Source organism: Pseudomonas citronellolis (genome assembly GCF_900112375.1).
GTDB lineage: Bacteria > Pseudomonadota > Gammaproteobacteria > Pseudomonadales > Pseudomonadaceae > Pseudomonas > Pseudomonas citronellolis.
Window position 1 is genome coordinate 66,390 of record NZ_FOLS01000018.1, and the last position, 22,487, is coordinate 88,876.

Consider the following 22,487-nt stretch of genomic DNA (forward strand, 5'->3'; position numbering starts at 1 on the left):
TTCTTCGTTGACGGAATAAGAGCTTGCATTTAAAACCAGCGCATCCCCGACGGCAAATGCCTTTGTCCAATATTTTCAATGCCGGTAAAGCATCATGGATCTGCGCCAACTGCGTTACTTCATCGCCCTCACCGAACACCGCAGTTTCGTCCGCGCGGCCGATGCCATGGGCATCACCCAGCCGGCCTTCAGCCGCAGCATCCAGGGCCTGGAGCAGGAGCTGGGCTGCCAGCTGGTGGACCGCGGCAGCAAGGAACTGCGCCCCACGCCGGAAGGCCAGGTGGTGCTGCAGCATGCGCTGCGCCTGGTGCAGGGCGCGGCCAACCTGACCCAGGAAATCACCCAGCTGAACAAGCTGGACGCCGGCGAGCTGCACTTCGGCTGCGGGCCGGCGCCGGCGCAGAAACTGGTGCCCGATGCGGTGGCGCGGCTGATCCGGCGCCACCCGCGGCTGCAGATCGATTTCCAGGTGGACAACTGGGAGCGCCTGTCGCGCAGCCTGCTGCGCGACGAGATCGAATTCTTCATCGCCGACATCCGCCACTTCGAGGCCGACCCCGGCTTCCAGACACGGCCGCTGAGCCCGCGCCGGGGCTTCTTCTTCTGCCGCAGCGGGCATCCGCTGCTGGCCAAGGAGAGCCTGTCCACCAACGATCTGTTCGCCTACCCGCTGGCCTCGGCGCGGATGCCGCCGGGCATCCGCAAGCTGCTGGCCAACCTCAGCGGCAAGAGCGACCTGCAGGCGAACATCCAGTGCGAGCACCTGGGCTCGCTGGTGCGCATCGTCAGCCAGACCGATGCCATCGGCGTGGGCAGCGAGGATGGTTTGCGCCATGCGCTGGCCAATGGCGAGGTGGCGCGCCTGCATCTGCGCAATCTGCCGCATAACATCGACAGCCTGCAGGCGCGCTGTGGGATCGTCAGCCGTACCGGCTACCGCCTTTCGGCGGCGGCGCGGGCGTTGATCGAGATGTTGGTGGAGTTGGACGAGGAGGAGCGGAGTGCGGTGGCGTGAAGTGTTTGCGGGGAGGGGGCTGGGTGTAGGAGCGAGCTTGCTCGCGAACAGTGGTTACCGGTGACGTGGGGGTTGGGTTCAAGAGCGCCCTCTCCCCAGCCCTCTCCCGCAAGCGGGAGAGGGGGCTGTTCGGAGTGGGTGGGGAGTTCGGAGTCATCCTGATACTCCTATCTATCCCCGTCATTCCCGCGAACGCGGGACGCGGCTCCATCGCGAACAGCGCTTGCGCTGGCCCGAAGGGGAATAACCCAGTGACGGGCGGTTCGCGAGCAAGCTCGCTCCTACGAAGAGCAAAAGCAAAAGCGCGTTCGCTCTTGGACTTCCAGAGAAACATCCGCGCGCACCGAAACGCCCCTTCAGAAGGCCGAGCGAAACCCGCGCTCAGGAGGTCATGCGACATGGATGTCGCGAGAGCCCCGCGGGCTACAGGGACGTACCCTCGGGGCGGGCCTCCGTGGCGGGGGAGTTCGTGAGGGTAGCCCGGCTCCATCGGGCCCGTATGTCGGGGCAAGCGTTTTGGTTACTTTGGGGCGATTGCCAAAGTGACTCGCCCGAGGGGGCGAAACGAGAAATCTCCGCAGACTCGGAGCGGCGCGCTACACCCAAACAAGGCGTCTCTGGGTTATTCCCCTTCGGGCCAGCGCAAGCGCTGTTCGCGATGGAGCCGCGTCCCGCGTTCGCGGGAATGACGAGGGTGGGAGGATGGCGCCTGACTGACACGCCGCTCAGGACAGCCCCCTCTCCCTTCAGGGCGGGGCGCGCAGCCGAGGGTTGGGGAGAGGGCGCTCTAAAGCCCTGCCCCCGGCAAACTCCATCCGCGATTGAGCTCTCAGGCCGCTGAGGGCTCAATCACTGCACCTGCGCCACCGGCTGCGCCGCAGCCAGCCTCGCGGCGCCGGCCAGGTAGTCCGGCCTGGCCCAGTCGGCGGCCTTGAAGTCGCGGCGGATCAGGCCGTACTGCCTGGCCGCCTGGATCGAGGCGTCGAGCTGGCCGAGGAAGCCGGCGTCCAGCTGTGGCGACAGGGCCTCGGCCAGTGGGCGGTCCTTGTATTCGGTCTGCAGGATGATCGGCGGGTAGCCGGCCTGGTTCGACACCAGGTCGATGAAGGCCGCGTGGTTGGCTTCGGCGCCGGCCCAGGCCAGGGCCTGCAGTTCCACCTTGAGCAGACGCTGGGTGATCTCCGGGTGGGCGTCGACGAAGGCGCCGTTGCCTATCAGCACAGCCTGGAGGGTGCCGGCGCCGCCGAGGTCGCGGGTGCTCAGGGGGATTTCCGCCAGGCCTTTCTCGCGCAGGGCGAAGAGGCCGGCCAGGCCCCAGGTGGCGTCGATCTGCTTGGCCGCGAGGGCCGCCAGGGCGGCGTTGAAGTCCAGGCTGATGACCTTCAGGTCTTTCTCGCTCAGACCCGCGCTGGCCAGCGCGTTGTCGAACGACAGCTGGCTGGCGGTGCCGCGGAAGATGCCCACGCGCTTGCCCTTGAGGTCGGCCAGGGTCTTGATCCCCGAGCCCGGCTGCACGCCCAGGTAGTGGTTGACGCCGCGCCCGGTGGCGGCCAGCAGACGGGTGTCCAGGCCGCTGGCCTTGCCGATGATGGCCGCCAGGTCGCCGAGGTAGGCGAAGTCCACCTGGCCGTTGGCGAAGGCCTCGTTGATCACCGGGCCGGCGCCCTTGAAGTGGGTCCACTTGATCTCGATGCCGTCTTTGGCGAACTCCTTCTCCAGCAGCTTGCGGGTATAGAGCACATCGACGAGGCCGCCGCCGGAATGGTTCTGCCCGGCGCCCACGTCGGGCACGGCGATGCGGATTTCCTTCGGCGCCTCGGCGGCGCTGGTGAACGGGGCATAAGCACCGAGCAGCCCGGCGAGCACCGGGGCGGCGAAGAGCGACAGCAACTGGTGGGTGAGGGCCTTCATGGCGCCTGCCTCCTGCGGGGGAATGGGAAAGGCACTAAGGCAGGTCGCGGGTGATTAATAAAATAATAAAAATTTATTTTTTAATAATTTATGGAGATAAGTCAGTCAGCATCCGCGCTGCCGGGCGAATGCACGAAAGGCATAAAAAATATTCGTCGAATGCATTGGCTGCGCTGGGGAGGCTTCCCTTAAATGAGGGCTCTTAGCTCATAAATGCATTGATAGATTTTTTCATATTCCAATGAAGAATATTTCTAAGGCACTCGCCTTGCCTGTGTACCCCTCCTCAAGCACCGCCGCCTCGCAGCGGCTGGCGCTGATCGCCCCGCGCTTGCTGCCCTGGTTGTTGCCGGTGGCCCTGTTCGTTCTCTGGTGGCTGGCCGCCGACCAGCACTGGATGTCCGCGCAGATACTGCCGGCGCCGGCGCTGGTCTGGCAGAGCGCCCGCGAGCTGTTCGCCGGCGAGCTCTGGCTGCAACTGTGGATCAGCCTGCAGCGGCTGTTCTGGGGCCTGCTCGCCGGCATCGCCAGCGGCGCGGCGCTGGGCGCCTGGCTGGGTTTCAGCCGCAGCGCCGAGCGCTTCGTGCTGCCGACCTTCCTGGCCCTGGCGCAGGTCCCCACGCTGGCCTGGATTCCGCTGTTCATGCTGTTCTTCGGCATCGGCGAACTGCTCAAGCTGGTGGTGCTGGTCAAGGCGGTGATAGTCCCGGTGGCGCTACACACCCTGGTCGGTGTGCGCGACGCCCAGCCCAGGCTGCGCGAGGCCGCCGCCGTGCTGCGTCTGCCGCCGCCGCTGCTGGTGCGCCGGCTGCTGTTGCCGGCGGCGCTGCCGGCTTTCCTCACCGGCGTGCGCCTGGCCCTGGCCCAGGGCTGGACCTCGCTGCTGGCGGTGGAGCTGCTGGCCTCCAGCGAGGGCATCGGCTACCTGATGGTGCAGAGCCGCCAACTGTTCATGCTCGACGTGGTGTTCGTCTGCATCCTCGTCATCGGCCTGGTGGGCGCGGCCATGGACCAGGGCATCCAGGCCCTGGAGCGGCGCCTGGTGCGCTGGCCGCAGCAGGCCGCCGGCGAGTTCCGCCGTGGCGTCCGTGGCCAGGGCTGGCAGCGCCTGCAGCCCTGGCTGCTGCCGCTGGCGCTGGTCGGCCTGTGGCAGGCGGCGAGCGTCGGCCAGTGGGTCGACCCGGCCATCCTCGCCAGCCCCGCCGCGGTGGTCGAGGCCACCTGGCGCGGCCTGCTCGACGGCAGCCTGCCGACGGCCTTGCTGGCCAGCCTGCAGCGTTCCCTGCTGGGCCTGCTGCTGGGCGGTGGCGCCGGTTTCCTGCTGGGCCTGGCGCTGGGGCTGTGGCGCCCGGCGGAGCGCCTGCTCGGCCCGTCGTTCTCGGCCCTGCGCCAGGTGGCGATCTTCGCCTGGGTGCCGTTGCTCACCGCCTGGTTCGGCCTGGGCGAGGCAGCCAAGGTGGTGTTCGTCGCCCTGGCCAGTTTCTTCCCGCTGCTGCTGGCCACCCAGCGCGGCATCGCCAGCCTGCCGGCGCAACTGGGCGAGGCCGCCCGCGTGCTGCGCCTGTCGCCCTGGCAGCGTCTGCACCGCCTGGTGTTGCCGGGCGCGGCGCCGTCGATCTTCGCCGGCCTGCGCCTGGGCCTGATCTACGCCTGGCTGGGCACCATCGGCGCCGAGTACTTCATGCCCTCGGACGGCGGCATCGGCAGCCTGATGATCGGCGCCCAGCAGCTGTTCCGCATGGACCTGGTCAGCGCCGGGATGCTCCTGGTCGGCCTCACCGGCGCCCTGCTCGGCACCCTCGGACAACGCATCGAAGCGCGCGCCACGCGCTGGAGACACGCATGAACGCTTTCACTTCCGCGCCGCTGGTGAGCTTCCGCCAGGTCGGCAAGAGCTTCCCGGTGGACGGCCGGCAACTGGAGGCCATCCAGCGCTTCGACCTGGACATCGCCGAGGGCGAGTTCATCGCCATCGTCGGCGCCAGCGGCTGCGGCAAGTCCACCCTGCTGCGCCTGCTGGTGGGCCTGGACCGCGAATACCGCGGCGAGATCCGCATCGGCGACAAGGCCATCGACGGCATCGGCGGCGAGCGCGGCATCGTGTTCCAGGAGCACCGCCTGTTCCCCTGGCTGACGGTGGAGCAGAACGTCTCCCTGGGCCTGGTCAACGAGCCGCTGAGCGAGGAGGGCAGGGCGCGCAAGGTCGCCGAGTACCTCGAGCTGGTCGGCCTGTCCGCGTTCAGTCGCGCCTACCCGCACCAGCTTTCCGGCGGCATGGCCCAGCGCGTGGCCATCGCCCGCGGCCTGGTGGCCAGCCCGCGCATCCTGCTGCTGGACGAACCCTTCGGCGCCCTCGACGCGCTGACCCGCCAGCAGTTGCAGGAAGAGCTGCTGCGCATCCGCGAGCGCGAGCGCATCACCACCCTGCTGGTGACCCACGACGTGGAGGAGGCGCTGTTCCTGGCCGACCGCGTGGTGGTCATGGCGCCGCGCCCGGGGCGCATCAAGCGCATCGTCGAGGTGCCCCTGGCGCACCCGCGCGAGCGCGGCGGCTTCGACTTCCTGCGCCTGCGCGAGGAACTGCTGCACGAGCTGACCGGCGATGGCGACTACCTCGCGCCGCAGCCCAGGCGGGTGGAGAACCTGCCGTTCGAGTTCATCGCCTGCTGAGGCGCCTCTTCTTTTTTTGTAGGAGCGAGCTTGCTCGCGAACAAACGCAGTGCCATGCGGTTCGCGAGCAAGCTCGCTCCTACAAGGCCTACCCCAAACACCGACCGAGTTTCGACATGAGCAAACGCCCCAACTTCCTGGTGATAGTCGCCGACGACCTCGGCTTCTCCGACATCGGCGCCTTCGGCGGCGAGATCGCCACGCCCAACCTCGACGCCCTGGCCCACGCCGGCCTGCGCCTGACTGACTTCCACACCGCGCCGACCTGCTCGCCGACGCGCTCGATGCTGCTCACCGGCACCGACCATCACATCGCCGGCATCGGCACCATGGCCGAGGCGCTGACCCCGGAGCTGGAAGGCAAGCCCGGCTACGAGGGCTACCTCAACGAGCGCGTGGTGGCGCTGCCCGAACTGCTGCGCGAGGCCGGCTACCAGACGCTGATGGCCGGCAAGTGGCACCTGGGCCTGAAGGCCGAGCAGGCGCCCCACGCGCGCGGCTTCGAGCGTTCCTTCTCGCTGCTGCCCGGCGCCGCCAACCACTACGGCTACGAGCCGCCCTACGACGAAAGCACGCCGCGCATCCTCAAGGGCACGCCGGCGCTCTACATCGAGGACGACCGGTTCGTCGAGCAACTGCCCGAGGGCTTCTATTCCTCCGACGCCTTCGGCGACAAGCTGCTGCAGTACCTCAAGGAGCGCGACCAGGCGCGACCGTTCTTCGCTTACCTGCCGTTCTCCGCGCCGCACTGGCCGCTGCAGGCGCCCAAGGAGGTGGTGGACAAGTACCGCGGCCGCTACGACGCCGGCCCCGAGGCGCTGCGCCAGGAACGCCTGGCGCGGCTCAAGGATTTGGGCCTGGTGGCGCAGGACGTCGAGGCGCACGCGGTGGTCGCCATCAGCCGCGAGTGGGAGGCGCTGAGCGACGAGGAGCGGGCCAAGTCGGCGCGGGCCATGGAGGTCTACGCGGCGATGGTCGAGCGCATGGACTGGAACATCGGCCGGGTGGTCGACTACCTGCGCCGGCAGGGCGAACTGGACAACACCTTTGTCCTGTTCATGTCCGACAACGGCGCCGAGGGCGCGCTGCTGGAGGCCTTCCCGAAGTTCGGCCCGGACCTGCTGGGCTTCCTCGACCAGCACTACGACAACAGCCTGGAGAACATCGGCCGCGCCGACTCCTACGTCTGGTACGGCCCGCGCTGGGCCCAGGCGGCCACCGCGCCGTCGCGGCTGTTCAAGGCCTTCACCACCGAGGGCGGCATCCGCGTGCCGGCTTTCGTACGCTACCCGCAGCTGGCGCGTCAGGGCGTGATCAGCGAGCAGTTCGCCACTGTCATGGACATCACTCCGACCCTCCTCGACCTGGCCGGCGTGCGCCACCCGGGCAAGCGCTGGCGCGGCCGCGAGGTCGCCGAGCCGCGCGGCAAGTCCTGGCTGGGCTGGCTCTCCGGCGAGACCGAACGCGCCCACGACGAGAAGACCGTGACCGGCTGGGAGCTGTTCGGCATGCGCGCCATTCGCCAGGGCGATTGGAAGGCGGTGTACATCCCCGCGCCAGTGGGGCCGGCCAGTTGGCAGCTGTACGACCTGGGCAAGGATCCGGGCGAGATCCACGACCTGGCCGAGGCCCAGCCGGGCAAGCTGGCGGAGCTGATCGAGCACTGGAAGCAGTACGTCAACGAGACCGGCGTGGTGGAGGGGGCTTCGCCGTTTCTGGTGAAGTGATGCGTTGAGCGACGAAAAAGCCCCGGGCAGCGATGCTCGGGGTTTTTGTTTTGTAGTCCGCGGTACCAGGGAGGCACAGTTGTAGGAGCGGGCCCTGCCCGCGAATCGCGCGCAGGGCGCGCTCCTACATGGGAATGGCGACATCCGCGATGATTCGTCGTTGGGAACGGCGGGACAGGAAACACCATCCCGCGTCAGCGCTGGGGGGCTCTTCGTAGGAGCGAGCTTGCTCGCGAACAGACTCCGCTGCAGGGCTCATTCGCGAGCAAGCTCTCTCCTACGAGAAGCCGTGCCTGCCCGTACGGTAGGAGCGGATCTTATCCGCGAATCGCGCCGGGATGCCCGGCTATCGCGGACAAGGTCCGCTCCTACGGGGAAACGCGGCATACCCAAGGCCCTTTCTCGAAGATAAAAAAAGGCCGCTTTCCCCTGCCTGAGTTGAAGAAAGCGACCTGGAAGAACGGATGTTTCGATGGGGTATTACACGAAGAACCGCGCGGAACTTCTCAGCGCGCCGTGATCACCGACAGCTTGGTGATCCCGGCCTTTTCGATCGAGGCCATGGCCTTGGCCACCTGGCCGTAGTTCACGCCCTCGTCGGCCTGCAGCTGCACGCGCAGTTCAGGTTCCTTGGCCTTGGCCGCCTCCAGGCTGCCCTGCAGCAGTTCGGGCTGGATTTCGTCCTTGTTGATGAACCACTTGCCGGCGCCGTCGATGCTGACCACCAGCGGGTCCTTGCGCTCCGGCGGGGCCACCGATTCGGTCTTGGGCAGGTTGATCGGGATGGCGTTGGTCAGCAGCGGCGCGGTGACGATGAACACCACCAGCAGCACCAGCATCACGTCCACCAGCGGGGTGACGTTGATCTCGGAAAGAACCTCGTCGCTGTCCTGAGTCGAGAAGGCCATGTCAGCTCGCCTCCTTCACGTTCTTGCCGCCGGCCACCGGCTTGCGGGCCGTGGCGGGGTGCACGATGACGCGGAAGGCGCTCTTCTGGGCGAGGCTGTAGAAGTCGTGGGCGAAGTCGTCAAGGTCGGCCGCGGTGAGCTTCAGGCGGCGCAGGAAGTAGTTGTAGACCAGCACCGCGGGCACGGCGACGGCGATGCCCACGCCGGTGGCGATCAGCGCCGAGCCGATCGGGCCGGCCACGGTTTCCAGGCTCGCCGAGCCCGCGGCGCTGATGCCCTTGAGCGCTTCCATGATGCCCCACACGGTGCCGAACAGGCCGATGAAGGGCGAGGTGGAGCCGATCGAGGCGAGCACCGCCAGGCCCGATTCCAGGGAGCGCCGTTCGCGCTGGATCTGCTGGCGCAGGGCGCGTTCCAGGCGGTCCTGGTGGTTGATCGACTGGGCCAGGTCATGCTGGTTGCCGTCCGGCACCTGGATGGCGGCGAAGCCGGCCTGGGCCACGCGGGCGCCGGCGCCGGGCTGGCCGGCGGACTGCTCGCCGGCCGATTCGAGGCTGGTGGCGCCCCAGAACTGCTTCTGGAAGCGGCGGTCCTGGGACTTCTGCCGGCCGAACTGGATGCCCTTGACCAGGGCCAGGCTCCAGGTGAGGACGGAGAAGCCGGCCAGCAGCCAGATCACCGCGCCTTCGACGGATTCCACGGGGTTGAGGGGCAGACTCATGGGGTTCTCTCCTGTGCGAACTCGTCGCAGATCAATTCAGTTTGAAGTCGATGGGCACGCTGACCCAGCCGTCCTGGGCCACGTCGCCGCGTTTGGCGGGTACGAACTTCCAGCGCTGCACGGCCTTGATCGCCGCCTGGTCGAGGGCCTCGCGGCCGCTGGAGGTCTGCACCTGGATTTCGCTCGGGCCGCCGCTGGCCAGCACGTGGACGCGCAGCAGCACCGTGCCTTCCCAGCCGCGGCGCTGCGCCAGGGCCGGGTATTCCGGCGCCGGGTTGTGCAGGTAGCCGGCGTGGGCCGAGGGCGGCGTGACCGGGGCCGGCGCCGGCGGAGCAGGGCGCGCGGGCGGTGCCGGCGGGGTCTCCGCCTTGGGCGGCGCGGGCGGCTGTTCCACCGGCTTGGGTTTGGCCACGGGTTTCGGCTTGGGCTTGGGGATCGGCTTGGGCGGCGGCGGTTTCACCGCGTTCTCGTCCACCACGGGCGGCGGCGGTTCTTCCACTACCGGCGGCGTCGGCTCGGGCGGTGGCGGCTCCACCACCGGCGGGGTGGGGGCGCTGAATTCGATGGTCATGGGCGGTACCTGCGGCGGCACCTCCGGCAGCTTGGGCGTGGGCTGCTGGCTCAGCCAGTAGGCCACGGAGCCATGCAGGGTCAGGACCAGCAGGCCGAGCAGCAGCGCTTCGCGGCGGCCCAGCACGTTGTGTTTCGCCGGCACGTGGCGCACCAGCTGCAGGGGCGGGCGCAGCGGCCGGCCCAGCTCGACCATATCGCCACCGGGCGCGTGGCGCAGGAGCGGGTCCTGCGCGACGGCGGGCTGGGGGTTGGCCATGGACGATCTCCTCGGGTTTCTGGCGAAAGCGCGGCACCGTGGAGGCGCCGGGTATGGGCTGGATGATTGAGGGAGCGCCTTAGCTATTAAAGTAATTATTTGCCTTATTTAAATTTCCTTAAGGAATAAGTGATTCGCGCGGATCGCTGCAGGCGGCGTGGCACTAGGGCTTGGCCGATCCGGCGGAGGACTTCATGCCTTTACGGCATGAAAAATATGCCCGCAGGGCTGGGCGCCGAAGCCCGTTCCAGAGCCTTCGCGACAGGGCCCGTCGCATCGCGTCAAGCCGACGCCGGCCCGCTCCCTAGACTCGGGGCCAACGGATGCGCGCCCGCCGGGTGCGCCCGTGTCGAGGAGCCGCCGCCATGCACACCGAAGCCATCGCCTTTCCCGAGGCCCATGCCCAGGCCCGCGCCGAGCTGGCCTGCGCCTTCCGCTGGGCCGCGCGCCTGGGCCTGCACGAGGCCATCGCCAACCACTTCAGCCTGGCCGTGTCCGAGGACGGCCGGCGCTTCCTGATCAACCCCTACGGCCGTCATTTCTCACGCGTCCGCGCCAGTGACCTGTTGCTGCTGGACGCCGACGACCCATCGGCGCTGGAGCGCCCCGACGCCCCCGACATCACCGCCTGGGCCCTGCACGGCGCGCTGCACCGGCGCCATCCGCACGCGCGCTGCATCCTCCACGTGCATTCGAAGTACGCCACCGCGCTGGCCTGCCTGGCCGATTCACGGCTGCCGCCGATCGAGCAGAACTCCATGCGCTTTTTCGAGCGCGTGGCCATCGACGAAGGCTTCGACGGCATGGGCCTGGGCGACGAGGCCGAGCGCGTCAGCCACCAACTGGGCGACAAGCCGATTCTGCTGATGGGCAACCACGGCGTGCTGGTGGCGGCGCCCAGCGTGGCCCAGGCCTTCGACGACCTGTACTACTTCGAGCGGGCCTGCGAGGTCTACCTCACCGCGCTGGCCACGGGGCGCCCGCTGCGCATCGCCAGCGACGCGGTGGCGCGCAAGACCGCGCGGCAGTGGCTGGACTACCCGGACTTCGCCCGCCGCCACTTCGCCGCGCTGCAGGGCATCCTCGACGAGGAGGAGCCGGACTACCGCAGCTGAGCCGGCAGATGGTCATGCGCCAGGGGCTGGCGCATGACCGGTGCCTCCAGGCTTTGCGAGCGGTCGCTGCTCGGCGTGCAGCCGAAGCGCGCGCGATAGGCGCGGGAGAAGTGCTCCAGCGAGCCGAAGCCGGCGCTGGCGGCGACCTGGGCCACGCTCATGCGTGTCTGCTGCAGCAGGTTGTGGGCCCGCGCCAGGCGCAGGGCCAGGTAGTACTTCAGCGGCGTCAGCCCGGTGTGCTGCATGAACTGCCGTTCCAGCTGGCGGCGCGACAGGCCGACGCGCGCGGCCAGCGCCTCGCAGCTCAGCGGCTCCTCCAGGTGCTGTTCCATCAGCGCGATGGCCCGCCCCAGGCGCCCGGCCTGGGCGTGCAGGCGGTGCTGGAAGCCGGTCACCTGGCCGACCTGGGGTTCGCGCACGCGCTCCACCAGCATGTGCATCGCCACCTCGCGGGCCAGGCCGGCGCCGGCCACGCCTTCCAGCCAGCCCAGCATCATGTCCAGCACCGCGGTGGCGCCGGCGCAGGTCAGGCGCTTGCGGCCGACCGAGTAGAGCTGCGCGCGGGTCTGCACGCGCGGGTAGCTTTCCTGGAAGCCCTGCAGGTTGTCCCAGTGCACCGCGGCGGGGTGGCCGTCGAGCACGCCGGCGGCGGCCAGCAGCTCGCTGCCGGTCTCGATGCCCATCAGCACCGCGCCGAACGCCGCCTGGCGCTTGAGCCAGGCCTTGAGCGCGGCGTCGCGGGCGTGGCGGTGCACGTCGAAGCTGGCGATTACCGCGCAGACGTCGAACTCGCCCGGCTCGCCGATGCCCTGCTGGGCGGCGGCGAGCAGGCCGTTGCTGGCCGGCACCGGCTTGCCGTCGAGCGACAGCAGGGTCCAGTCGAACAGCTTGCGCTGGGCCAGCCAGTTGGCGATCGACAGCGGCTCGATCAGCGCCGCCAGGCCGAAGTTGGAGAAGCACGGCAACAGCAGGATGCCGATGCGCTGGGGTTCGCGGGCGAGGGGCGGCCAGTCGGCGCGTTCGGTGAGGGTCATGGCTGCATCCGGCACTGTGCTGGGCGGCGGCTGCTTCGGCCGGCGCCTCGTGGAGGGGAAAGGCCCACGGCCTCTATGCAAAGGCAGTCGGCCGGGTTTGGCAAGGGCCGCGTCAGCGCTGGCATTCGCGCCAGCGCGGGTGCAGCCACACCGGCGCGTCGCTGGGCGGCAGCGGCGCGCGGCCGAGGATCAGGTCGCTGGCCTTCTCGGCGATCATCACTGTCGGCGCGTTGGTGTTGCCGCTGACGATCTCCGGCATGATCGACGCATCCACCACGCGCAAGCCGCGCAGGCCATGTACGCGCAGTTGCGCGTCGACCACCGCTTCGGCGTCATCGGCCGGGCCCATCTTGCAGGTGCCGCTGGCGTGGTAGCCGGTTTCCGTGACGCGGCGGGCCCAGGCGTCGAGCTGGGCATCGCTGAGCTGGTCGGCGCCGGGCACCAGTTCCTCGCCGGCGAAGGCGCGCATCGCCGGTTGCGCCAGCACTTCGCGCACCAGGCGGGCGCCGGCGCGCATGTCCTCGCGGTCGCGCGCGGTCTTCAGGTAGTTGAAGAGGATGCGCGGCGCCTGGCGCGGGTCGGCGCTGGCGAGCGTGACGCTGCCCAGGCTGGTGGGGCGCATCAGGTCGATGTGCACCTGGAAGGCGTGGTCGGGCACCAGGTCGACGCTGCCCGGCTGCACCGCCAGGGGCATGAAGGTCAGTTGCAGGTCGGGATGCTCGATGCCGGCCCGCGAGCGGATGAATGCGCCCACCTCGAAGTGGTTGCTCGCCGCCAGGCCGTCGTGGCGGGCGAACCAGCGCGCGCCCACCAGCCATTTGCCCGGCGCGCGGGTCCAGGGGTAGATGCTCACCGGGCGCTTGCAGCGGTATTGCACCACGGTGTCCGGGTGGTCGTTGAGGCGCTGGCCGACGCCGGGCAGGTCGTGCAGCGGGCGGATGCCCAGGCGCTGCAGGTCCTCGGCCGGGCCGATGCCGGAGAGCATCAGCAACTGCGGCGAGTTGATCGCCCCGGCGCTCAGCAGCACCTCGCGGCGTGCCCGCACCTGGTGCAGCTGGCCGTCCATCTCGAACTCCACGCCGCAGGCCGCATCGCCGTCGAAGAGGATGCGCCGGCTCAGCGCCGAGGTTGCCACCGTGACGTTGCCGCCGGCCAGGGCCTCGGCCAGGTAGCCGCGGGCGGTGCTCCAGCGCTTGCCGTCGCGGGTGGTGCGGTCCACCGGGCCGAAGGCTTCCTGGCGCTGGCCGTTGAGGTCGGCGCTGTAGCCGTAGCCGGCCTCCTGGCCGGCGTCGAGGAAGGCCCGGCACAGCGGCGGCGAGGTATCGCCGGGGGTGACGTGCAGCGGCCCGTCGCCGCCGCGGTAGGCGTCGGCGCCGTCGCGATGGCTCTGCGCGCGGCGGAAGTAGGGCAGCACCTCGCGGTAGCTCCAGCCGTCGCAGCCGCGCGCGGCCCAGCCGTCGTAGTCGCGGGCGTGGCCACGGACGTAGACCATGCCGTTGATCGACGAGGAGCCGCCCAGGGTGCGCCCGCGCGGCGTGCCGATGCGCCGGCCGTCGAGCCAGGGCTCCGGCTCGCTGGCGTAGCTCCAGTTGTAGCGGGTGCCGCCGACGACTATGCCCACCGCCGAGGGCATGTCGATGGTCCAGCTGCGGTCCACCGGGCCGGCCTCCAGCACCAGGATGCGCAGCGCCGGGTCCGCGCCCAGGCGCCGCGCCAGCACGCAGCCGGCCGAGCCGGCGCCGACGATGACGTAGTCGTATTCCGTGGCGAGCATGGCCTGTCTCCTCAGCGGATGCCGTCGAACACCAGCTTGTGGAAGTGGTGCACCAGGTGCTCGCTCTCGTTGCTGCGCTCGGCGTCGATCATGTAGCGGCCCTGGTCGTAGCCCAGGGAGTGCAGGCCCTTCTGCACGCTGACGTTGAGCTCGATGTCCTCCGGGCCGAGTTCCTCGTTCATCCACTTCATGCAGGCGTGGGACACCTCCGGCACCGTCTCGTGGGGGCTGTAGTAGCCGAAGCGCAGCAGCGAGCGCTCGGCGTCCAGCGGGATCATGACGAAGGTGCCGAGGAACTCGGAGAACGGGAAGGTGTAGAAAGTGTTGTTCGGCCACAGGCCGATGTTGAAGAAGCGTTCGTCGGGGTTGCGCGGGCCGTTCAGCGGTACCCTGTAGGCTTCCTCGGCGGCGAGGTTGGCCGGGGCGATGTAGGTCCACCAGTTGTCGCGTTTGCTCAAGCGGTAGCCCTTGAAATCGATGAGCCTGGCCAGATCTATGTGGCAGGGCCCGGAGAGCTTGAAGTGGTAGCCCTCGATGGAGTTGTCCATGATGACTTTCCAGTTGGCCGGGACTATCACGTCCTGCTCCTCGATCAGGCGCATCCGCCCGAGGTCGGGGAAGACCTCGCGCATTTCCTGGTCGGCGCCGGGGAACAGTTCGGCCATCGACGGCGCCTCGGCGTCGAAGTTGAAGTAGACGAAGCCGCCGAGTTCCTCGACGCGCAGTTTCGGGATGTTGAACTGCTGTTTGTCGAAGGCGATCAGTCGTTCGCTGCGCGGCGCGCCGCGCAGGCTGCCGTCCATCTCGTAGCACCAGGAGTGGTAGGCGCAGCGCAGCACCCGGGTGTCGGCGCCGCGGCGCACGTCGAGCAGGCGGTTGCCGCGGTGCTGGCAGACGTTGTGGAAGGCGTTGACCTTGCCGTCGTTGCCGCAGGCCACCACCACGCTCTGGTCGAAGATGTCGCAGACCACGAACTGCCCGGGCTCGGCGAACTCGTTGCGGTGCCCGGCCAGGTGCCAGGCGCTCATGAATATGCGGTCGCGCTCGGCGGCGAAGATGTTTTTATCGAAGAAATAGCGCGAGGGGAGGGTGAAGGCTTCCTCCGGGCGCTGCTCGGCCCAGCCTTCGATGCGGGTGCCCTGCTTGATCTGCTCGACGGATTGCATGTCTGGTTTCCTCCAGGCAGCGCCCCTCGGGATGGGGGCTCGCTGTAGAGCAATCTAGGGGAGCGGAACCGCCCGCTCTTGATGGAATGCGACAAGTTGGCGCGGCCGGCCGGCGCTTGCCTCCCGGCGGCTTTCCCCGCAAGATCGCGCGCTCGCTTTCGTGGCGATGTAAAATCGCCCCCACAGCTGGTCGTACCCCCGCAGGTGCAGTGAAGACATGACGCAGATATCCGAACGCCTCCTGGTCCAGGCCCACCTCGCCGCCAAGCAGCCCCGTGTGCTGAGCGCGCAGGAAGAGGCCGAGTACCGCGCGGCCATCGCCGCCGAGCTGAAGGCGCAGAACGCCGTGCTGGTGGCGCACTACTATTGCGACCCGGTGATCCAGGCCCTGGCCGAGGAGACCGGCGGTTGCGTCTCCGACTCCCTGGAGATGGCCCGCTTCGGCAACCAGCACCCGGCGCAGACCGTGGTGGTGGCCGGGGTGCGCTTCATGGGCGAGACGGCGAAGATCCTCAACCCCGAGAAGCGCGTGCTGATGCCGACCCTCGAGGCCACCTGCTCGCTGGACCTGGGTTGCCCGGTGGAGGAGTTCTCGGCCTTCTGCGACCAGCACCCGGAACGCACCGTGGTGGTCTATGCGAACACGTCGGCGGCGGTGAAGGCGCGCGCCGACTGGGTGGTGACCTCCAGCTGCGCGGTGGAGATCGTCGAGCACCTGATGGACAACGGCGAGCCGATCCTCTGGGCCCCGGACCAGCACCTGGGCCGCTACATCCAGCGCGAGACCGGCGCCGACATGCTGCTCTGGGACGGCGCCTGCATCGTCCACGAGGAGTTCAAGGCCAAGCAGCTGGAAGACCTCAAGGCGCTGTACCCGGACGCGGCCATCCTGGTCCACCCGGAGTCGCCCGAGGCGGTGGTCGAGCTGGCCGACGCGGTGGGCTCCACCAGCCAGTTGATCAAGGCCGCGCAGACCCTGCCGAACAAGCGCTTCATCGTCGCCACCGACCGCGGCATCTTCTACAAGATGCAGCAGCTGTGCCCGGACAAGGAATTCATCGAGGCCCCCACCGCCGGCAACGGCGCGGCCTGCCGCAGCTGCGCGCACTGCCCGTGGATGGCCATGAACACCCTGGAGCGCACCCTGGCCTGCCTGAAGGAAGGCAGCGGCGAGATCTTCGTCGACCCGGCGCTGATCCCGCGGGCCATCCGCCCGCTCAAGCGCATGCTGGAGTTCACCCAGGCGGCGAGGCTGAAGGTGGCGGGCAACGCCTGAGCCTTCCAGCGGACATGAAAAAGCCCGGCGATGCCGGGCTTTTCTTTTACTGTAGGAGCGGGCCCTGCCCGCGATTCGCGCGCAGGGCGCGCTCCTACAGGGGAATGGCGCGGGTGGGGCGTAGGGCGAATAACCGTTCGCGGTTATCCGCCGTTGGCCGGAACACCGGTGCCCGAGGGCAATGGCGCGGGTGGGGTTGCGTAGGAGCGGATCTTATCCGCGAATCGCGCCGGAACGTCCGGCTATCGCGGACCCTGCCGGCGGGCACTGCTTCTCGTAGGAGCGAGCTTGCTCGCGAATAAGCCCCGCAGCGGAGCCTGTTCGCGAGCAAGCTCGCTCCTACGAAGAGCCCACAATCGCTTCTACGACCGCGATCCGGTTAACCGCGCATCATCTCCTTGAGGATCTTCTCCTGCTCGCGGAACGCCTGCTGGCGCGCGTCCAGCTTGGCCGCCAGGGTGAAGTTGCCGCCGGCGCGGCGCTTGGCGAAGTCCAGCTGCTCGATGGCCGAGGGGTAGTCGCCGGTCAGCGCCAGGTACTCGGCGCGGGCCTGGTGCACGCCGATGGCGTTGCCGTCGATGGTGCGGGCGTCGGCCAGGCGGCTCCAGACGTCCGGGTCCAGCGGGCGGTCCTGGCTCAGCTTGATCAGGATCTTCTCGGCATCGGCGGCCTTGTTCTGCTTGAGCAGGATGTCGGCCTGGGCCTGGACCAGCGGGTAGTTGCCGGGGTACTGGCCGAGCAGGCGCTGGACCCGGGCGAGGGCGTCGCCGAGCTTGTTCGAGGTGATGTCCAGGTCGACCTGGGCCAGGTTGTAGGCCACGTCGTTGGGCGCCTTGGCCAGCAGCGGCTGGAGGGTGGCGCGGGCGTCGTTGAGCTGGCCGACGCGGATCTGCGACAGCGCCAGGCCGTAGCGCGCGGCGTCGAGCTTGGGGTTGTCGTCGAGCATGGCGCGGAAGCGCTTGCCGGCGATGCCCGGGGTTTCCTCGAAGATCAGCTGCACGCGGGCGCGCATCTGCTGGTAGCGCAGCGAGTCTTCCTTGCCGCCCTGCGGGTACTGCTCGGCGCGGTTGCGGGTGTCGGCGATACGCGAATCGGTCACCGGGTGGGTGAGCAGGAACTCCGGCGGCCTGGCGTCGTAGCGGTACTGCCGCGACAGGCGCTCGAACATGGTCGGCATGGAGCGCGGGTCGTAGCCGGCGCGGACCATGTTGGTCACCCCGACGCGGTCGGCCTCCTGCTCGTTCTGCCGGGAGAAGCGCAGCTGGTTCTGGATCGCCGCCGCCTGGGTCGAGGCGATGGCGGCGATGCCGGCATCCCCGGCGCCCGCCGCCGCGGCCACGATACCGGCGAGCATCGCCGCCATCACCGGCAGCTGCATCTGCTTCTGCGCTTCCAGGCCACGGGCGAAGTGGCGCTGGATCAGGTGGCCGAGTTCGTGGGCCAGCACCGCGGCGTACTCGCCTTCGGTCTGGGCGTAGAGGAACAGGCCGCCGTTGACGCCGATGACGCCGCCGGGGGCGGCGAAGGCGTTGATCTGCGGGTCCTTGATCAGGATGAAGGCCAGGCGGTGGTCCTGCAGGTCGCTGGTTTCCGCCAGGCGGTAGACGCTGCTTTCGACGAAGTCCTTGAGCTGGGTGTCGTTGATCGAGTCGACCTGGTTGCGCAGCATGCTCAGCCAGGCGCGGCCGAGCTGGAATTCCTGCTCCGGCGAGACGATGGACGAGCTGGCGTCGCCCAGGGCGGGCAGGTCGTCGGCCAGGGTGGGCATGGCCAACAGGCAGGCAAGCGACAGCAGGGCGGGGCGCAGTACTTTCATGTACAGGGAGCTCGTTCCGGGAAAGGCTCTACTTTAGCCGCAGGTCGTCGCCCATGCCTAGGTCGGGGCGGCGCCCGGCGGCCGTCTGTGCGGATGCCGTCCAACCCTTGTAGGCCGCGCGTCTGAAGGATCGCTTAAGGCCGCGTGCATGCCGGCCCCTGGCGGCTTTTCCAACGGATTCGGTATTCTTGGGCGCCCATCTCGGAGTGCGTCGCCATGCCACCTGTCTCGTCCGCTGAAATTCCTTGTGACGCGGAACTGGACGCCAGCGGTCTCAATTGTCCCTTGCCCCTGCTCAAGGCCAAGCTGGAGCTCAACCGCCTGGCCAGTGGCCAGGTGCTCAAGGTGACGGCCACCGATGCCGGCTCGCAGCGCGATTTCCGCGCCTTCGCCCAGTTGGCCGGGCACCAGTTGCTGCGCGAAGAGGTCGAAGACGGCCTGTACCGCTACTGGTTGCGCAAGAAATAGCCCGCCTCCGGACGCCCGGGACGGCGTCCTCATCGATCGCAGGAACCCCGATGCTCAAAGTTCTGCAAGGCTGGATGCAGCGCTACTTTTCCGACGAGGAAGCAGTGGTGCTGGCGGTCATCCTGGCCCTTGGCTTCACCGTCATCCTGGCCTTCGGCAGCATGCTCGCGCCGGTGCTCGCGGCCATGGTCATCGCCTTCCTGATCAAGGGCCTGCAGGGCCACCTGGAGCGCCTGCGGGTGCCGCGGCTGTTCGCCCTGTGGCTGGTCTACGCGCTGTTCCTGGGCATGCTCGCGCTGTTCCTGCTGGTGCTGGTGCCGCTGATCTGGAAGCAGCTGTTCACCCTGCTCAACGAGCTGCCGCGGATGTTCGGCGAATGGCAGTCGGTGCTGCTGATGCTGCCCGAGCGCTACCCGGCGATGGTCACCGAGGAGCAGGTGCTGCGCCTGATCGAGACCGCGCGCAACGAACTCGGCCAGCTCGGCCAGTGGGCGCTGACCTTCTCCCTGTCGGGCCTGCCGGTGCTGGTCAACGTGATGATCTACCTGGTGCTGGTGCCGATCCTGGTGTTCTTCTTCCTCAAGGACCGCCGGCGCTTCTACAACTGGTTCCGCAGCTACCTGCCGCGCGAGCGCGGGCTGATGAAGCAGGTGTGGGCGGAGATGGACAAGCAGATCGCCAACTACATCCGCGGCAAGGTGATCGAGATCATCATCACCGGCGGCGTCACCTACGTGGCCTTCGTCGCCCTGGGACTGAACTACGCGGCGCTGTTGGCCCTGCTGGTCGGCCTGTCGGTGGTGGTGCCCTACATAGGCGCGGTGGTGGTGACCGTGCCGGTGGCGCTGATCGCGCTGTTCCAGTGGGGCTGGAGCGACCAGTTCATCTACCTGATGGCTGCCCACGCGATCATCCAGGCGCTGGATGGCAACGTGCTGGTGCCGCTGCTGTTCTCCGAGGCGGTGAACCTGCATCCGGTGGCGATCATCTGTGCGGTGCTGCTGTTCGGCGGGCTGTGGGGATTCTGGGGGGTGTTCTTCGCCATTCCTCTGGCCACGCTGGTCAAGGCGGTGCTCGATGCCTGGCCGCGGCAGCCGGAGGTGCAGCCCCAGGTCAGTCCGATGATGTGAGCGAGAAAGGCTGCTTGAAAGTTTGATGCTGATACTTGAGAGATGCTTTGGAGCCTAAGCCTGGCTCCGTCCCCTCACCGCAACCCTCTCCCGGAGGGAGAGGTGGCTGTCCTGAGCGGCTTGTTGGTCAGGCGCCATCCTCACACCCCGTCATTCCCGCGAACGCGGGAACCCAGTGGCTTGGGGGCTCGGTGTAGCGCGCCGCTCCGAGTCTGCGGAGATTTCTAGTTTCGCCCCCTCGGGCGAGTCACTTTGGCAATCGCCCCAAAGTAACCAAAACGCTTGCCCCGACATACGGGCCCGATGGAGCCGGGCTACCCTCACGAACTCCCCCGCCACGGAGGCCCGCCCCGAGGGTACGTCCCTGTAGCCCACGGGGCTCTCGCGACATTCATGTCGCATGACCTCCTGAGCGCGGGTTTCGCTCGGCCTTCTGAAGGGGCGTTTCAGTGCGCTCGGATGTTTCTCTGGAAATCCGCTGAATCGCGGACAGAGTCCGCTCCTACCGCATGAGCGAGCATGGCTTTTCGTAGGATGGTGTTGAGCGAAGCGATACCCATCAGCGCAACCGCATGGGTTTCGCAAGCTCAACCCATCCTACGATGAGCGCCTCGGAGCGGCCTTCCTACAGTTCCAGGGAAGCTCGGGCGTAGGAGCGGACTTTGTCCGCGATTGGATTCACCGGCCACGCCGGACACCCCCATGGCACGAACAGCCCCCTCTCCCTCCGGGAGAGGGTTGGGGTGAGGGGGCGGAGCCTGGATCAGGCGCCTTCGCTGAACCCAGGCAGCAGGCGACGGCTCAGGCCTTGGCCAGTTCCTGCGCAGCGGCAAGAACCTCGTCGACATGGCCTGGCACCTTGACCCCGCGCCACTCACGACGCAGCACGCCCTTGGCGTCGATCAGGAAGGTGCTGCGGTCCACGCCCATATATTCCTTGCCGTAGAGCTTCTTCAGCTTGATCACGTCGAACAGTTGGCACAGCGCCTCGTCCTTGTCGCTGATCAGCTCGAAGGGGAAGCACTGCTTGGCCTTGAAGTTCTCGTGGGACTTCAGGCCGTCGCGGGAGACGCCGAAGATCACCGTGTTGGCCTTGGCGAAGGCCTCGATCTTGTCGCGGAAGCCCTGGCCTTCGGTGGTGCAGCCCGGGGTGCTGTCCTTGGGATAGAAGTACAGCACCACCTGCTGGCCTTTCAGGGCCGAGAGCTGCACCTGCTGGCCGCTGGTGGCCGGGGCCTGGAAATCGGCGACGGGTTTGTCGAGTTCGACAGCCATGGAGCTCTCCTTGGAAATACCGGCCTTGGAAATACTGGGGCCTTACGGGTGCTGCGGGCGCCAGGGTTCGATCAGCGCGTCCAGGTTCAGGGCGTCGGCGAAATCGAGGAACTGGTCGCGCAGCCAACTGATCTGGGTGCCGGCCGGCAGCGTCACGGTGATGGTGGCGTTGAGCATGCTGGTGTTGGTGTGCGGCGCCTGGTAGGTGTCGCAGGTCAGGTTCTCCAGCTCGATGTTGTGGTCGATGAAGAACTGGCACAGCTCGTTGAGGATGTCCGGGCGGTACACCGCGCTGACGTACGCCACGTAGGGCAGGGCCTGGGCGCGGGTGACGTGGGCGTTGCTGCGGGTGACGCTGAGGGTGAAGGTATGGCGCTTGGCCAGTGCTGGCAGGCCGCCTTCGAGGCGGGCCAGGGCGTCCCAACTGCCGGACACCTGGAGCACCAGCGCGCTGAACTCGCCGTGGCGGGTCAGGCGGCTGCTGACGACCGAGCAGCGGTTGTCCACGCAGGTGCGGCAGAGCACGCTGGTCAGCTCCATGGGGTTGGGCCCCAGGGCACTGATCAGCAGGAATTGTTCACGGGGGTGTGAGGCGGACATGCAGCTTTCCTGGGATGGGCGGCCAAGAGGGCCGCGTCGACAAAGGAGAAAGGGTAGCGAAAAGCGGCCGCCAGGGGAATGTCCGGCGTGCGCCGGCCGCCGCGCTCAGCTTGTGCAAGGCAGGTGGCACCAGTACCATTACGGCTTTCTTTTTCCGGCAGGAGCGGTTGCATGATTGCGGGCAGTATGGTGGCGCTGGTCACCCCCTTCGATGCTCAGGGTCGACTGGACTGGGACAGCCTCGCCAAGCTGGTGGACTTCCACCTGCAGGAAGGCACCAACGCCATAGTCGCCGTCGGCACCACCGGTGAGTCGGCGACCCTCGACGTGGCCGAACACCTCGAGGTCATCCGCCGCGTGGTCGACCAGGTCAAGGGCCGCATCCCGGTGATCGCCGGCACCGGCGCCAATTCCACCCGCGAGGCGGTCGAGCTGACCGAGGCGGCCAAGAGCGGCGGCGCCGACGCCTGCCTGCTGGTCACCCCGTACTACAACAAGCCGACCCAGGAAGGCCTGTACCAGCACTTCCGCCACATCGCCGAAGCCGTGGCCATCCCGCAGATCCTCTACAACGTCCCCGGCCGCACCGCCTGCGACATGTTGCCGGAGACCATCGAGCGCCTGTCCAAGGTGCCGAACATCATCGGCATCAAGGAAGCCACCGGCGACCTGCAGCGCGGCAAGGAAGTGCTCGAGCGTGTCGGCAAGGACTTCCTGGTCTACTCCGGCGACGACGCCACCGCCGTCGAGCTGATGCTGATGGGCGGCAAGGGCAACATCTCGGTGACCGCCAACGTCGCCCCGCGCGCCATGAGTGACCTGTGCGCCGCCGCCATGCGCGGTGACGCCGCCGCCGCGCGCGCCATCAATGACCGCCTGATGCCGCTGCACAAGGCGCTGTTCATCGAATCCAACCCCATTCCGGTGAAATGGGCCCTGCACGAGATGGGCCTGATCCCCGAGGGCATCCGCCTGCCCCTGACCTGGCTCAGCCCGCGTTGCCACGAGCCGCTGCGTCAGGCCATGCGCCAGACCGGCGTGCTGGCCTGAGG

General features: G+C 68.2%; 19 protein-coding genes. 9 read left to right on the top strand and 10 right to left on the bottom strand.

Annotated elements, in window-relative coordinates:
- The first annotated feature begins 94 nt into the window (after positions 1–94).
- Complete coding sequence (locus BM060_RS17785; protein ID WP_043267523.1) at positions 95–1,015, top strand: LysR family transcriptional regulator; 921 nt, start codon at positions 95–97, stop codon at positions 1,013–1,015.
- Between the two features lie 849 nt (positions 1,016–1,864).
- On the opposite strand, the gene BM060_RS17790 is transcribed toward BM060_RS17785, so the two are convergent.
- Positions 1,865–2,926, bottom strand: coding sequence for an ABC transporter substrate-binding protein (locus tag BM060_RS17790; RefSeq protein WP_074981494.1), 1,062 nt, complete (start codon positions 2,924–2,926; stop codon positions 1,865–1,867).
- A 241-nt stretch (positions 2,927–3,167) separates the two neighbouring features.
- On the opposite strand from BM060_RS17790, the gene BM060_RS17795 reads away from it, so the two are divergent.
- The 3 genes from BM060_RS17795 to BM060_RS17805 all read left to right on the top strand — a co-directional run bounded on the left by BM060_RS17795 (position 3,168) and on the right by BM060_RS17805 (position 7,323).
- Positions 3,168–4,772 (top strand): ABC transporter permease, encoded by a 1,605-nt coding sequence (locus BM060_RS17795; protein WP_074981496.1) that lies wholly within the window; start codon positions 3,168–3,170, stop codon positions 4,770–4,772.
- On the top strand, positions 4,769–5,596 hold the full coding sequence (locus BM060_RS17800; protein WP_074981498.1) for an ABC transporter ATP-binding protein: 828 nt from the start codon (positions 4,769–4,771) through the stop codon (positions 5,594–5,596). Before BM060_RS17795 ends, BM060_RS17800 begins: the two co-directional genes overlap by 4 nt.
- A gap of 116 nt (positions 5,597–5,712) precedes the next feature.
- Positions 5,713–7,323: an arylsulfatase gene (locus BM060_RS17805; protein WP_074981502.1), complete on the top strand. Its 1,611-nt coding sequence runs from the start codon at positions 5,713–5,715 to the stop codon at positions 7,321–7,323.
- A 506-nt stretch (positions 7,324–7,829) separates the two neighbouring features.
- Here BM060_RS17805 and BM060_RS17810 read toward each other — a convergent pair.
- The 3 genes from BM060_RS17810 to BM060_RS17820 are packed head-to-tail and all read right to left on the bottom strand — an operon-like array spanning position 7,830 to position 9,781.
- Complete coding sequence (locus BM060_RS17810) at positions 7,830–8,231, bottom strand: ExbD/TolR family protein (protein ID WP_074981504.1); 402 nt, start codon at positions 8,229–8,231, stop codon at positions 7,830–7,832.
- A gap of 1 nt (position 8,232) precedes the next feature.
- Positions 8,233–8,952: a MotA/TolQ/ExbB proton channel family protein gene (locus tag BM060_RS17815; RefSeq protein WP_074981506.1), complete on the bottom strand. Its 720-nt coding sequence runs from the start codon at positions 8,950–8,952 to the stop codon at positions 8,233–8,235.
- A 31-nt stretch (positions 8,953–8,983) separates the two neighbouring features.
- Positions 8,984–9,781: an energy transducer TonB gene (locus BM060_RS17820; protein ID WP_074981508.1), complete on the bottom strand. Its 798-nt coding sequence runs from the start codon at positions 9,779–9,781 to the stop codon at positions 8,984–8,986.
- A 365-nt stretch (positions 9,782–10,146) separates the two neighbouring features.
- Here BM060_RS17820 and BM060_RS17825 point away from each other — a divergent pair, with 365 nt between their 5' ends.
- Positions 10,147–10,896, top strand: a complete 750-nt coding sequence (locus BM060_RS17825; protein ID WP_074981510.1) for a class II aldolase and adducin N-terminal domain-containing protein — start codon at positions 10,147–10,149, stop codon at positions 10,894–10,896.
- On the opposite strand, the gene BM060_RS17830 is transcribed toward BM060_RS17825, so the two are convergent.
- The 3 genes from BM060_RS17830 to BM060_RS17840 all read right to left on the bottom strand — a co-directional run bounded on the left by BM060_RS17830 (position 10,884) and on the right by BM060_RS17840 (position 14,870).
- Complete coding sequence (locus tag BM060_RS17830) at positions 10,884–11,930, bottom strand: GlxA family transcriptional regulator (protein ID WP_074981512.1); 1,047 nt, start codon at positions 11,928–11,930, stop codon at positions 10,884–10,886. The two genes, BM060_RS17825 and BM060_RS17830, sit on opposite strands and share 13 nt — an antisense overlap.
- A 112-nt stretch (positions 11,931–12,042) precedes the next feature.
- The gene (locus BM060_RS17835) at positions 12,043–13,704 is read right to left on the bottom strand and encodes a choline dehydrogenase (protein WP_074981514.1); all 1,662 of its coding nucleotides are present in this window, start codon (positions 13,702–13,704) and stop codon (positions 12,043–12,045) included.
- Between the two features lie 11 nt (positions 13,705–13,715).
- A complete protein-coding gene (locus BM060_RS17840; protein WP_074981516.1) occupies positions 13,716–14,870 on the bottom strand; it encodes an aromatic ring-hydroxylating oxygenase subunit alpha in 1,155 nt (384 codons plus the stop codon).
- 217 nt (positions 14,871–15,087) lie between these two features.
- Here BM060_RS17840 and nadA point away from each other — a divergent pair, with 217 nt between their 5' ends.
- Entirely contained in the window at positions 15,088–16,146 is a 1,059-nt protein-coding gene (gene nadA / locus BM060_RS17845) for a quinolinate synthase NadA (RefSeq protein WP_009616958.1), read from the top strand.
- Between the two features lie 379 nt (positions 16,147–16,525).
- On the opposite strand, the gene BM060_RS17850 is transcribed toward nadA, so the two are convergent.
- Positions 16,526–17,962 carry a M48 family metalloprotease gene (locus tag BM060_RS17850; RefSeq protein ID WP_074981517.1) on the bottom strand — a complete coding sequence of 479 codons (1,437 nt, stop codon included), beginning with the start codon at positions 17,960–17,962 and terminating at the stop codon, positions 16,526–16,528.
- A 216-nt stretch (positions 17,963–18,178) separates the two neighbouring features.
- Between BM060_RS17850 and BM060_RS17855 the strand changes: the two genes are divergently transcribed.
- Together BM060_RS17855 and BM060_RS17860 are read left to right on the top strand one after the other, a co-directional pair.
- Positions 18,179–18,430: a sulfurtransferase TusA family protein gene (locus BM060_RS17855; protein ID WP_074981519.1), complete on the top strand. Its 252-nt coding sequence runs from the start codon at positions 18,179–18,181 to the stop codon at positions 18,428–18,430.
- Between the two features lie 50 nt (positions 18,431–18,480).
- Positions 18,481–19,560: an AI-2E family transporter gene (locus BM060_RS17860; protein WP_074981521.1), complete on the top strand. Its 1,080-nt coding sequence runs from the start codon at positions 18,481–18,483 to the stop codon at positions 19,558–19,560.
- An 801-nt stretch (positions 19,561–20,361) separates the two neighbouring features.
- Here BM060_RS17860 and BM060_RS17865 read toward each other — a convergent pair.
- On the bottom strand, positions 20,362–20,835 hold the full coding sequence (locus BM060_RS17865) for a peroxiredoxin (protein ID WP_009620610.1): 474 nt from the start codon (positions 20,833–20,835) through the stop codon (positions 20,362–20,364).
- A gap of 42 nt (positions 20,836–20,877) precedes the next feature.
- Positions 20,878–21,435, bottom strand: coding sequence for a glycine cleavage system transcriptional repressor (locus BM060_RS17870; RefSeq protein ID WP_074981523.1), 558 nt, complete (start codon positions 21,433–21,435; stop codon positions 20,878–20,880).
- Positions 21,436–21,606: 171 nt separating this feature from the next.
- On the opposite strand from BM060_RS17870, the gene dapA reads away from it, so the two are divergent.
- The gene (gene dapA / locus BM060_RS17875; RefSeq protein WP_074981526.1) at positions 21,607–22,485 is read left to right on the top strand and encodes a 4-hydroxy-tetrahydrodipicolinate synthase; all 879 of its coding nucleotides are present in this window, start codon (positions 21,607–21,609) and stop codon (positions 22,483–22,485) included.
- Positions 22,486–22,487 lie beyond the last annotated feature (2 nt).